This window comes from Paenilisteria portnoyi (genome assembly GCF_014322795.1).
Classification (GTDB): Bacteria; Bacillota; Bacilli; order Lactobacillales; family Listeriaceae; genus Listeria_A; species Listeria_A portnoyi.
The window spans coordinates 102,981-115,116 of record NZ_JAASTT010000005.1; the positions used below are offsets into that span (position 1 = coordinate 102,981).

10 protein-coding genes and 1 other annotated feature are annotated in these 12,136 nt (G+C 40.0%); of the genes, 2 read left to right on the plus strand and 8 right to left on the minus strand.

Annotated features, from left to right (window positions below):
- Position 1 precedes the first annotated feature (1 nt).
- The 4 genes from opp3C to HCJ66_RS05335 all read right to left on the minus strand — a co-directional run bounded on the left by opp3C (position 2) and on the right by HCJ66_RS05335 (position 6,237).
- Positions 2–1,021, minus strand: a complete 1,020-nt coding sequence (gene opp3C, locus HCJ66_RS05320) for an oligopeptide ABC transporter permease (RefSeq protein WP_187132198.1) — start codon at positions 1,019–1,021, stop codon at positions 2–4.
- 2 nt (positions 1,022–1,023) lie between these two features.
- A complete protein-coding gene (opp3b, locus tag HCJ66_RS05325; RefSeq protein ID WP_181676059.1) occupies positions 1,024–1,950 on the minus strand; it encodes an oligopeptide ABC transporter permease in 927 nt (308 codons plus the stop codon).
- A gap of 343 nt (positions 1,951–2,293) precedes the next feature.
- Positions 2,294–3,961 (minus strand): peptide ABC transporter substrate-binding protein, encoded by a 1,668-nt coding sequence (locus tag HCJ66_RS05330; protein ID WP_187132199.1) that lies wholly within the window; start codon positions 3,959–3,961, stop codon positions 2,294–2,296.
- 617 nt (positions 3,962–4,578) lie between these two features.
- Positions 4,579–6,237 carry a peptide ABC transporter substrate-binding protein gene (locus HCJ66_RS05335; RefSeq protein ID WP_187132200.1) on the minus strand — a complete coding sequence of 553 codons (1,659 nt, stop codon included), beginning with the start codon at positions 6,235–6,237 and terminating at the stop codon, positions 4,579–4,581.
- Between the two features lie 244 nt (positions 6,238–6,481).
- Here HCJ66_RS05335 and HCJ66_RS05340 point away from each other — a divergent pair, with 244 nt between their 5' ends.
- The gene (locus HCJ66_RS05340) at positions 6,482–6,832 is read left to right on the plus strand and encodes a DUF3899 domain-containing protein (RefSeq protein WP_181676062.1); all 351 of its coding nucleotides are present in this window, start codon (positions 6,482–6,484) and stop codon (positions 6,830–6,832) included.
- Positions 6,833–6,880: 48 nt separating this feature from the next.
- Positions 6,881–7,112, plus strand: a binding site (T-box leader).
- Positions 7,113–7,163: 51 nt separating this feature from the next.
- Positions 7,164–8,165 (plus strand): tryptophan--tRNA ligase, encoded by a 1,002-nt coding sequence (gene trpS / locus HCJ66_RS05345; protein ID WP_187132201.1) that lies wholly within the window; start codon positions 7,164–7,166, stop codon positions 8,163–8,165.
- A 53-nt stretch (positions 8,166–8,218) separates the two neighbouring features.
- Here trpS and HCJ66_RS05350 read toward each other — a convergent pair whose 3' ends face one another.
- The 4 genes from HCJ66_RS05350 to HCJ66_RS05365 form a co-directional block, all read right to left on the minus strand.
- A complete protein-coding gene (locus HCJ66_RS05350; RefSeq protein WP_187132202.1) occupies positions 8,219–8,635 on the minus strand; it encodes an organic hydroperoxide resistance protein in 417 nt (138 codons plus the stop codon).
- Positions 8,619–9,083: a MarR family winged helix-turn-helix transcriptional regulator gene (locus tag HCJ66_RS05355; RefSeq protein WP_181676064.1), complete on the minus strand. Its 465-nt coding sequence runs from the start codon at positions 9,081–9,083 to the stop codon at positions 8,619–8,621. The genes HCJ66_RS05350 and HCJ66_RS05355 overlap by 17 nt, the downstream gene beginning before the upstream one ends.
- Positions 9,084–9,202: 119 nt before the next feature.
- Positions 9,203–10,441, minus strand: a complete 1,239-nt coding sequence (gene fabF / locus HCJ66_RS05360) for a beta-ketoacyl-ACP synthase II (protein ID WP_187132203.1) — start codon at positions 10,439–10,441, stop codon at positions 9,203–9,205.
- A gap of 219 nt (positions 10,442–10,660) precedes the next feature.
- The gene (locus HCJ66_RS05365; protein ID WP_181676066.1) at positions 10,661–11,599 is read right to left on the minus strand and encodes a beta-ketoacyl-ACP synthase III; all 939 of its coding nucleotides are present in this window, start codon (positions 11,597–11,599) and stop codon (positions 10,661–10,663) included.
- Positions 11,600–12,136: the final 537 nt, after the last annotated feature.

Below are 12,136 nucleotides of genomic sequence, written 5' to 3' on the forward strand. Positions count from 1 at the left end.
TTTAATCACGCATTTTCGGATCAAACGCATCACGTAAGCCGTCAGCAATTAAGTTAAATGCAATCATGATAATACATAGTACGAGCGTTGGATAAAGAACCATATACGGCAGTACTTGCAATGTCTTGTACCCTTCGCTAATGAGTGTTCCAAGCGATGCCTGTGGTGCAGGAATACCTAACCCGATAAATCCTAGGAAGGCCTCGAAGAAAATCGCACTTGGAATACTAAACATAACGTTAATGATAATAACACCCGATACGTTGGGCAACAAATGCTTGAATAAAATGCTCGGCGTCGAACCACCAAGTGTTTTAGACGCTAATACAAACTCTTGATCTTTCAATTTCAAAACTTGTCCACGTACAACCCGCGCCATCGTTATCCAACTCGTCATCGCAATCGCAATGATAATGGACATGATACCAGGATCGAGGACGAGCAACATGAGGATAACAACAACTAAGTTTGGAATCGCCGAAGCAACCTCCAAAATACGTTGCATAAAGTTATCGACACGACCACCAGAATAACCAGAAATCATACCGTATGTTACCCCAACAAGTAAGTCAAAGAATGCGGCTACTAAACCGATGAATAGTGAAATTTGAGTACCTTTCCAAACACGCGTAAATTGGTCACGGCCGAGTGTATCCGTTCCGAACCAATAATACGTTCCTTCAGGTACATTTTTTTGCTTATAAACGTCTACTTCTTCGCCACCAATGTTTTGCTTACCGTTCCAAAATGGCATGTTATCAAAACCTTGTACTTTAGGTGGTAGTGAAGCATTAGATGTTGTTTGTTCTGAATACGTGTATCCAGAAATCAGCGGGCCAACAAAAGCCATGATAATAACAAGCGCCAACACGATAATACTCACTAATGCGGCTTTATTTTTTCTGATACGAATCCAAGAATCTTGCATAAAAGTAAGACTTGGACGTAGAATTTTCTCATGTTCTGCTTCTTGTATATGCGCGGGTTGGAATAATTCTTTTGAAATTTTTGGCTCTGTCATAATTATTTACCTCCCGACACACGGATACGAGGGTCAATCAATCCGTAAAGAATATCTACCACTAGAATAACGAAAACAAGCATACCTGCAAAGAGTAGCGTAGTTCCCATGATTACAGGATAGTCATTGGTTTGTATAGATGACACAAACTGGCTTCCGATACCCGGAATACCAAAGATATTTTCGATAACAAGTGAACCCGTCATCAAGGCCACAGTTAGAGGTCCGATAACAGTAATCAGTGGAATCAGTGCATTACGAATCGCATGTTTCCAAGCAACTTCCACACGGTTATTCCCTTTCGCTTTTGCAAGCAACACATAATCCGAACCGAACACATCGATAAGCTCTGTCCTCATAAAACGAGCGGCTGTGGCGAGTGGGAACATGGCAAGCGCAAGTGCTGGCAGTATGGTGTATTCAAAGGTACCCCAACCGGCAACCGGCAACCACTGTAATTTTGCGCCGATCCAATACTGTAGCATGGCGGCGAACACGAAGGATGGTATCGATTTCCCAAGTATCGCGATAAACGTACTGGTGTAATCGGGCCACTTATTCTGAAACATGGCTGCTACAACTCCTAGTATAATACCAAATAGCAGTCCGAATACAATGGCTTCAACGGCAATTGTAATCGATGGTCCAATCAAGTTTCCTAATATTTCAGATACAGGTCGATTATCCAATTGGAAAGATACCCCTAGATTCCCTTGTAATAAGTCTCCCATGTAGTGAAGATATTGTACTGGCACTGGATCATTTAGTCCGTACTGGTCGTTCATAATCTGAATTTGTTCTGGCGTCATTTTAGCTTCGTTTCTATACGGTGAACCTGGTAGATATTGCATTAAAATGAATGTCACCGTTGCAATAATAAACATTGTAATAACCATATATAAGAGCCGTTTCAATCCATATTTAATCATCTCTACACCCCCCGAAAAATTTATTTTGTAGAATATTTTCTTATTTTATCATAAGCCTGCAACCATAGCGAGCTTTGTTTTCTCAATTCATTGTTTTTTTAAATTCACGAATCCATTTTAGTCATAAAAGAATACGCTTATACTTCCTTCTTGTCCCCAAAACATACCAAGTTATCTAAAAATTCATTGTGATTATTCTAAACGTAACCATAATAAACTGACATTTTAACGTGTTTATTATTCGGATATGTAGCACACCCTATTTCATCATTAAAAGAGAGAGTATATAGAATATACTCTCTCAGGTTACAGTCAAGCATTTCTTAAAATGATATGCGTTTACTTATTTTCCATCAATATACGTTGTTTTGAATGTATAGTCTGGACCAAACGCATTTTTTTGTAGATTTTTCACGTATGGTTGTTGCAAGAATGCTTTCGCACGTTGGTAAAGTGGTTGAATGGCATAATCTTCATCAATTAGAATTGGTTCAGCTTTAAGCATTTCATCCCAACGACCTTGTGTATCACCGGCAAGTGGGCCTGCAGCTTGGTCGATAATTTTATCGTAAGCGGCATTTGAATAGCTCATTCTGTTTTGTGAGTTACCAGTTCTGAACAAGTTCAAGAATGTTGATGGATCTTGATAATCAGGACCCCAAGCGCTTAGTGAGAAGTCATAATCTTGACTTTGATCATTTGCTAAACGGATTTTAAATGGTACGTTTTTAAGTGTTACTTTAAAGCCAGATAGGTTTTTCTCCCATTGGTTTTGTAAGAACTCACTTGATTTCTTAGCATTTTCAGTATCATCACTTGTAAACTCAAGGTTTAGAGAAGTAACGCCAAGCTCTTTCAAGCCTTGTGTCCATGCTTTTTTCGCTTCGTCTAAGTTATAAACGCCAACATCGCCAACTTCATCGCGGTAGTCTTTGTTATCTTTAGGATCGAAAGTGAATTTCTTAGGAACTAAACCGTTAGCTGGGATAGAACCATTTTGTAGTACTGTGTCCACATAGCTTTGTTTATCAACAGACAATGCCAATGCTTTACGGATGTTTTTATTTGCTAATGGTGTTTTCTTACCATTACGTTCTTGGTTAAATTTAATGTAGAATACAGAAGACTCTTCTTCTACTTTATAGTCGTCTTTATTTTTGTTTTGAGCAGCGTATTCAGCTGTCAATAATGCTTTATCTAATTTACTTGTGTTGTATAGGTTAACACTAGTTCCAGGATCTTGAACTACTTGTACATTGATTTTATCAAGTTTTACTTTGTCTTTATCCCAATATTTATCGTTTGGCACAAACGCCCAACTTTTTCCTGTTCCATTCCAATCTGTTAATTTGAATGGTCCGTTGTAAAGGATGCTATCGCTATCTAAAGCATATTTGTCGCCTTTACTTTCAACATACTTCTGGTTAAGTGGGAAGAATGTTGGGAAAGCTAGTAATGAATCAAAGTAAGCAGCTGGTTGAACCAGTGTTACTTCTAATGTATTATCGTCGACTGCTTTAATGCCTAATTCAGAAGGTTTTTTCTCACCTTTGATGATTTCAGAAGCATTTTGAACTAATCCATCAAATAAGTAGGAATAAGTTGCTGCTGTGCTTGGATTAACGGCACGTTGCCATGAGTATACATAATCTTTTGCTGTTACTGGATCTCCGTTAGACCATTTTGCGTCATCACGTAGTTTGAATGTATACACTTTTTTGTCGTCGCTTACTTTTGCTTTCTCAGTAGCGCCTGCAGGTTGTGCTACACCATCTTTATCAAGTGCGTACAGACCTTCATTCGTTTGGTTAATTACGTTTAATCCAACTGCATCATCTGCTTTTGTACTATCCGCTGATGGGATAAGAGCCGACTCCATCAAGTTTAATTCTTGCTTGGAATCACTTGAGCCTCCACTAGATTTGGAATCGCTTCCGCCTCCACATGCTGCCAGTACTAAGCTTAGTACTAATGTTAATCCTAAAACTAAAAACAATTTAGATTTTTTCATTAGTAAACCTCCCTTTTTTATTTTTCAGAAAAATCATTTCGATTACTATTATACTCTAAAAATTTCAGCTTTGTAAATTATTTTTTCGAAATATACGAAAACAAGGATGAAAGTTATAAGTTATTGCAAAATTTCCGCAAGATAACCCAATTAGCCTATCGCAACACTTTTTCGTGTAAAAATGGACACATAAGATTATTTAGCTAAACTATCTTACAATTTACTTTTCCCTTTTATTAAGTTTTCTGAATAAATAAATCGATTGAAATAATATCCCCCAGAGCTTCACTGTTTCAGATACGATATGTACTTGAAAACAATTTCAATTTTTGAAAGTATAACGACTCGAAAAGCAATCCACTAATTTTTAGTAGGATTATATTTATTTATATACTTTTTTTCGTCATCTGTCTACATAAATACACTAAAAAATAAATAAACTTTTAAAAAAACTTTACAAAGCCTTAATATATGCCATTTCTAACAATTTATTCAATGACAGAAAATTTCACTAGTTTTGTTAGATATTCGGGATATTTAGGATTTCATTTCCAGTTCTAATATAGAAGAAAGGCACTCCAAAATTGAAATTGGAGCGCGCTTTCTATCTAGTTTAACTATTTAATATCAATCCATTGATACGAGTATGGTGCACCGAATAGATGGGTTACGAATCCTGTCATTTTTGGATTTTGTAGAGCGGCTACACCGTTTTGATAAAGTGGTGCTACAGCTGTATCTTGCTCAATTAGAATCTTCTCTGCTTGAAGAAGTGTATTCCAACGTTCTTCTGGTTTTGTTGCTAGTGTTGTTGCTGCTTCTTTTAGTAGTTTGTCGTATTCTGGATTGGAGTAGCTTGAGCGGTTGTAACTACTTGTGGTTTCGAATACACCTAGGAATGTGGATGGATCTTGATAATCTGGGCCCCAACGCGCTAGTTGTAATTCGTATTGTTGTGTTTCATCCAATTTCAAACGTGATTTGTATGGAACTGTTTTGATATTGATTTTCAGTCCGTCTAAGTTGCTTTCTAGTTCATTTTGGATATATTCCGACATTTTCTTGCTGAACTCTTGGTCATCGCCTAGGAATTCAAGCGTGATATTGTCTTGACCTAATTCTTGTTTCGCTTTCTTCCAATATTCTTGCGCTTTGGCTTTGTCGTATGTTAGCAAATCGCCATTTTCTTTTCGGAAATCTTCTTTTGTTACTGGATTAAATGTGAATTTCGATGGTACTAGTCCGTCGATTGGTTCGGAACCATTGGCAAGAACAGTGTCTACCATCGTTTCTTTGTTAATCACCGTTGCGATGGCTTTACGAGCATTTTCATTCGCAAAAATAGTTGATTTACCATCTAATTTCTGGTTGAATTTCAAGAAGTACACGAATGCATCTAGACTTGATGTGAAGTCTTTATCAGATTGTTTTTGTTTCGCATAGTCACCAGAAAGTGTTGCGCGGTCTAATTTTCCTGTTGTATATAGGTTAACGGCGCTTCCTGGATCTTTAATGACTTGTAAGTTAATTTTATCGAGGTTGATGTCGCCTTTGTTCCAATACTTGCTATTCTTCTCGTAAGACCATGATTTGCTCGTATTTGTCCAGCCTTTCATCGTGAATGGGCCGTTGTAAATCATGTGATCGCTATCTTTTGCGTAGTCGGCACCTTGCTTCTCAACATATTCCTCGTTTTGTGGATAGAATGTTGGGAATGTTAGGAGCGAATGGAAATATGGCACGGGCTGTTCTAGCGTTACTTCAAGCGTTGTATCGTCAATTGCCTTCACGCCTAGTTCTTCCGGTTTCATTTCGCCAGCTGTGATTTGAGCTGCATTTTTTACTACACCGCTAAAAATGACAGCGTACTCTGCAGCCGTTTTTGGATCTACTATTTTTCTCCATGAATATACGAAATCATTGGCTGTCACAGGTGTGCCGTCTGACCATTTGGCATCATCGCGCAGTTTGATTGTGTAAACGGTTTGATCGTCATTGATTTGTGGATCTTCTTTTGCAACGCCGGGTTGTACTTGATCGTCTTTATCCAAGTAGTATAGGCCTTCGAAAACAGTGTTTTGAGCCGTAAAACTAACACCGTCTGTCCCTTTTTTAGAATCCATCGACGGAATTTCAGCCGATTCCATTAGATTGACCGTCTTCTTGCCTGACGTGCTGACACTGTCTTTCGTGCTATCGCTGCCTCCACACGCCACAAGTACCGCGGACATAATGGTTAGCATCAATAGTAATACCCAACTTTTCTTCAACTTCATAACTTAATCCTCTCCCTCTTTAAAGTGTAGAATCACTATATACTATTTTTTCAGAAAAATAAAGTATTTTTTATAAATTTGATTACTTTTATTTTTTTACATAAATGCAAATACCTTGCGCACGTTGACCTTTTGACGTATTAAAGCGTTAGAAATATTTATTACATATCGCGATGCTAGATGGTATTTTGAGTGGTTTTATGATAGAGTTAGGATAGAATTTTTTGATGGGAAGGTGGCATATTTGCTCAAGCGTGTAATCATTTTTACGGTTATTCAGGAGATTTTAATATTTTTTCTGATGCTCTCTTTTTACTGGAATATCTCGTTACTTTATTATATAAATGTTTCCTTTATCGTAGCAGCAATTGTATTTGTAGTAGGTCTAATACTTTATGTGATGCAGTCTGGTTTCTTTGATTTAATACATACTGGCATGCGCAAAATTACGAGAAAAATGCGTCGGGAAGAGGAAAGTGAATTCGCGGATGTGCCGTTATCTGAGCTGATGAATGTCGGTTATGTGAGTCTTTTGCTTAGTTCGCTTACAGTGCTGGCAACAAGCTTTATTGCGCTCGCGATTTACTATAGTTAAAGCATTGACGCAGTGTTTATTCCTTGGTATTATTGAGTTATATAATTGAAATGTGTTAGCAAAGAGAAGAGTATGGCTGGGTGACGCTTTTTAGAGAGTCTGTGGTTGGTGTGAACAGATAGCGACCTTGCTTGAATGGGTTCTTTGGCATCATTTGTGAATATGGAAGTAGCAAATGACGGGTTAGACCGTTAACTCTAGAGATGATTTTTCATTTCGCTAAGTGACTCTGTTTTGGAGTACTTAGGGTGGTACCGCGGATATAACGTTCGTCCCTATTTTTATGTGGGGATGGGCGTTTTTTTGTAGTTAATTGGAGGAGGAAATTAGGATGAAGCAAACAATTTTTTCAGGAATTCAGCCAAGTGGGGATTTAACTTTAGGGAACTATATCGGGGCTTTGAAGCAGTTTGGACAGTTTCAGGAGGATTATAATTGTTTTTATTGTATCGTGGATGAGCATGCGATTACGGTTCCGCAAGATCGTTTGAAGTTGCGCCAGAGCATTCGTAATCTCGCTGCGCTTTATTTGGCGGTTGGGCTTGATCCGGAGAAGTCGACGCTATTTATTCAATCGGAGGTTCCTGCACACGCGCAGGCGGCTTGGATTCTGCAGTGTAACGTGTATATCGGTGAATTGGAGCGGATGACACAGTTTAAGGATAAATCGACTGGCAAGGCTGGTGTGAGCGCTGGGCTATTGACGTACCCGCCTTTGATGGCTGCGGATATTTTGCTGTATCAAACGGATTTGGTGCCTGTTGGCGATGATCAGAAGCAGCATATTGAGCTGACGCGTGACTTGGCAGAGCGTTTTAATAAGAAAAATGAGGATGCGGACGTATTCGTTGTTCCGGATATTTATGTCCCTGAGCAAGGCGCGCGCGTGATGGCGCTTCAAGATCCGACGCGTAAAATGAGTAAATCGGATGATAATAAGAAGAATGCGATTTTCTTGTTGGACCCACCAAATGTGATCACGAAAAAAATTAAGAGTGCCGTGACAGATTCTTCCGGTATTGTGCAGTTTGACAAGGAGAACAAGCCTGGAATTTCGAACTTGTTGGCGATTTATTCTGCGATGACGGGTGAGCCAGTGAAGGCCCTTGAGGCAAAATATGAGGGCAAAGGTTACGGTGATTTCAAATCGGACCTTGCTGAGGTGGTTGTGAATGAACTTTCGCCGATTCAAGAGCGTTACGAGCATTTCTTGAAGTCTCCTGAACTGGATGATATTTTAGATCAAGGTGCTGAAAAAGCGGCTCGCGTGGCTAATAAAACGCTGAAGAAAATGGAAAACGCGATTGGTCTAGGTCGCAAACGAAGAAAATAAGTAAAAATCCTGTCACACCTTTTAGAAAAGGGATGGCAGGATTTTTTTGCGTATTAGATAATATTTAATTCTACTTCGATATTTCCGCGTGTTGCTTTCGAGTAAGGGCAGACTTGATGAGCGGTTTCTACTAGTTTTTGCGCCGTTTCTGCATCAACGCCTTCGATATGGACAGCTAGGACAACGCCGATTTTGAAGCCGTTATCTTCGGGATCGCTATATAACGATACGGTTCCTTCTACGGTGCTTGCTGCTTCAATTTTTTGTTTGGACATCACGAGCTCTAGCGCACTATTGAAACATGCGGAGTAACCAGCTGCAAATAATTGTTCTGGATTAGAGCCTGAACCGCCCTCGCCGCCTAGTTCTTTTGGTGATACGATGTCTTGGAAGAAAATATTATCTGGAGAATGTACTTCCCCTTTACGTCCACCGGTATTGATTACTGTTGTTTCATATAATTTTTTCATTTTTTGTTCCTCCATTATTTTCTTGAATTTTGGTTGTCAGTTCTTTTATTCCCTGTAACATCTGTTTATAATCTTGCTCGGTGAATGCGAGCTTGGAAATGCAGTCCGCCACACTTTCTAAAACGGCTGACTTCATTTGCCCTGCTTTTTCGGTGAGCTCGATGTATACTTTTCGTTCGTCTTCCTTGCTGCGTGATCGCTTGACTAGTCCCATGCCTTCCATTCGCTTCAACATCGGCGTTAAGGTTCCGCTGTCGAGTGATAGGTGGCTTCCTAGCTCTTTCACTAATTGCTTCGGTTCTTCCCAAAGCGCCAAAAGGACTAAATATTGCGGATAAGTAAGTTGAAAAGGTTCCAATGCTTGCCGATAAAATTTCGTGAATTCGCGTGAAGCGGTATAAATCGAAAAACATAGTTGTTCGTCTAGGATTCGTTTTTGGCTTGCCATCGTTCTTCCTCCTAATTAATTTGTGCACAATTTAATTGTAAGCTACTATTGAAAGAAATGCTAGTTTGTTGCTCAAAAAAAGAGAGACACCTCAAAATTTGGCATCTCTCTTGCATTTTTTATTGATATTTCTTGAATACTAATGTTGCGTTGTGTCCGCCAAAACCAAAAGAGTTGGACATCGCTACATCGACGTTCATTTCACGAGCTACGTTTGGAACATAATCTAAATCGCAGACTGGGTCTGGATTGTTCAAATGAATCGTTGGTGGCACGACACTATCGCGAATTGCTAGCACGCTGAAAATGGCTTCAATACCGCCGGACGCGCCTAGTGTGTGGCCTGTCATTGATTTTGTAGAGCTGATTGCGAGTTTTTTAGAATTGTCACCGAAAACGGTTTTGATTGCTTGTGTTTCGTAATCGTCGTTGTATGGTGTACTCGTACCATGGGCATTGATATAATCCACGCCATCTACGCCGATTTCTGCGTCTTTTAACGCCATTTGCATCGAACGAGCGGCACCTTCTCCGCCTGGAGCTGGCGCTGTAATATGGTAGGCATCGCCTGTCGCGCCATAACCAACCACTTCCGCATAAATTTTTGCACCGCGGGCTTTGGCATGTTCTAATTCTTCTAAAATGAAAATACCAGCGCCTTCTCCGATGATAAAACCGTCGCGATCCACGTCGAATGGACGACATGCTGTTTCAGGGTCAGAATTAAGTGATAGGGCTTTATTTGCAACGAAACCAGCCACAGACATTTTCGTAATCGGCGCCTCAGCACCACCTGTAATCATCACGTCCGCGTCACCACGTTGAATGACTTTAAACGCGTCACCAATCGAGTTTGTCGCAGTCGCACAAGCCGTTACGGTCGCTGAGTTAATCCCTTTTGCACCATGACGAATCGATACTTGACCACTCGCCATATCGGGAATCATCATCGGTACGAAAAACGGGCTAACACGGCGATGTCCGCGATTTAAAAAGGTTTCGTATTGTGTTTCAAACGTTTCCATACCGCCAATTCCCGAACCAATCCAAACACCAACGCGCGTTGCATTCGAGTCGTCAATCGTTAAGCCTGCATCCGCAACCGCCATATCCGAACTTGCAATCGCGTAATGCGTGAAACGGTCCATTTTGCGCGCATCTTTCTTATCAAGGTACTTCTCAATATCAAAATCCTTCAATTCCGCAGCGATTTTAACTGGGAAATCATCCGGGTTAAGTCGTGTAAGTTCTCCAACACCGTTTACACCTTTTTTAGCATTCTCCCAGGCTGTATCGGCGTCATTACCTATTGGCGTAACGGCACCAACACCCGTTACTACCACACGTTTGTTCTCCATTTTTTCATCTCCTCTTCTACAATTATCACACAAAAAATAACTTCCGCTAATTTAGCAGTAGTTGGTCATACAAAAAATGCTATTACTAATAACAAAATATAAAAAGACACCTTCATTATATCATAAATAAAATACGATTTCTCAAAAAGACGTATTTCCTTCCTAATTTGAAAAATAGTCTGGGATTGAATCGTGCGTTATCCCAGACATTGTTGTGTTTTATTTACCCCATTTGAGGATTAGCGCGCCCCATGTTAGACCGCCGCCAAATCCGACTAATAGTAAATTATCGTCGTCTTTCACGCGACCTTCTTCTACAGCGTCAACTAACGCTAATACAATAGAAGATGCCGATGTATTGCCGTATTTGTGAACGGTTTTCATCAGTTTTTCTTCTGGTAAGTCTAAGCGTTCGCGTGATGCTTCCATGATGCGGATGTTTGCTTGATGCGGGATAAGCAAGTCTAATTCTTCTTTTGCCATCCCTGCTTTTTCGAGGACGCGTAATGATGCTTCCCCCATTTGACGTACTGCAAAACGGAAAACTTCGCGGCCGTTCATGTACAATTTACGTTTTTCATTGAGGTTGAGGTATTTTCCACCTGATCCGTCTGAACCTAGATCAAAGGATAATAAGCCACGACCGTCAGATACTGGCCCCATCACGATTGCACCTGCACCATCGCCGAAAAGAACCGCGGTACTGCGATCATCCCAATCTGTAATTTTGGATAGTTTGTCAGCGCCGACAATGACAATATTTTTGTATGCGCCTGTTTGGATGAATTGTGCGGCTGTTACTGTTCCGAATGTGAAACCGGCACACGCTGCTCCTAAATCCATTGCTGCGGCGTTGTTTGCGCCTAAACGGTCTTGAATAATGTTACCCACGGATGGGAAATTGGATTCTTGTGTTACTGTCGCCACGATAATTAAATCGATGTCTGCTGGTGTTAATCCTGCGTTTTCGATCGCTGCTTTTGCTGCTTCATAAGCCATATCGTGTACATATTCATCTTCACGCGCGATGTGGCGTTCTTCGATTCCTGTTCTTGAGCGAATCCACTCGTCGGATGTATCCATCATTTTTTCTAAATCTGCGTTTGTAAGGACGCGTTCTGGTACATATTTACCTACACCTAAAATACCTGCATTCATTTCGTATTCCTCCAAGAAAAATTAGTTGTGAAGCGCCTTAACTCGCTTCGGATATAACATATAAAAAAGTATAATTGCTGGTTTTGCTAATGGTTTGGTGGTAACTTTGGGGGTTTTGAGCCTCGCCAATTTTTTTGTGGATAATTGGCGAGGGGGAGTTGGTATTTTCCCCAATCTAGCCTCGCACGCCACCCCCTCGAAAATAGTGACAAACACGGCAAAAGCCTAAGTGATGGCTTTCACCATGCTTGTCACTATTTCTGTCGGGGATGAACCGGCGTGTTCGGCTTTTTTTATTACCTGGTCCTAATTTTAACAGAGATTCATATTTTTAACAATAGAAATCTTCTAGTTTACTTTATCGTTTACCTATAAACTTTAAAATAATCTATGATTGTCAACTTTAAATATTACATCGAATATTTTCCTCAAGGGTTCTATTTTCATAGTCAACTACCTTTCGATTTATCACAATAATTGTATTTTATCATGATGGTTACTAAAACACGATTATCATGATAATTTCACAACGCCTTT

What these genes read in the sequence shown, in the direction of transcription:
- opp3C (WP_187132198.1), bottom strand. Translation starts at nt 1,021, where the DNA reads ATGACAGAGCCAAAAATTTCAAAAGAATTATTCCAACCCGCGCATATA.
- opp3b (WP_181676059.1), bottom strand. Translation starts at nt 1,950, where the DNA reads ATGATTAAATATGGATTGAAACGGCTCTTATATATGGTTATTACAATG.
- HCJ66_RS05330 (WP_187132199.1), bottom strand. Translation starts at nt 3,961, where the DNA reads ATGAAAAAATCTAAATTGTTTTTAGTTTTAGGATTAACATTAGTACTA.
- HCJ66_RS05335 (WP_187132200.1), bottom strand. Translation starts at nt 6,237, where the DNA reads ATGAAGTTGAAGAAAAGTTGGGTATTACTATTGATGCTAACCATTATG.
- trpS (WP_187132201.1), top strand. Translation starts at nt 7,164, where the DNA reads ATGAAGCAAACAATTTTTTCAGGAATTCAGCCAAGTGGGGATTTAACT.
- HCJ66_RS05350 (WP_187132202.1), bottom strand. Translation starts at nt 8,635, where the DNA reads ATGAAAAAATTATATGAAACAACAGTAATCAATACCGGTGGACGTAAA.
- HCJ66_RS05355 (WP_181676064.1), bottom strand. Translation starts at nt 9,083, where the DNA reads ATGGCAAGCCAAAAACGAATCCTAGACGAACAACTATGTTTTTCGATT.
- fabF (WP_187132203.1), bottom strand. Translation starts at nt 10,441, where the DNA reads ATGGAGAACAAACGTGTGGTAGTAACGGGTGTTGGTGCCGTTACGCCA.
- HCJ66_RS05365 (WP_181676066.1), bottom strand. Translation starts at nt 11,599, where the DNA reads ATGAATGCAGGTATTTTAGGTGTAGGTAAATATGTACCAGAACGCGTC.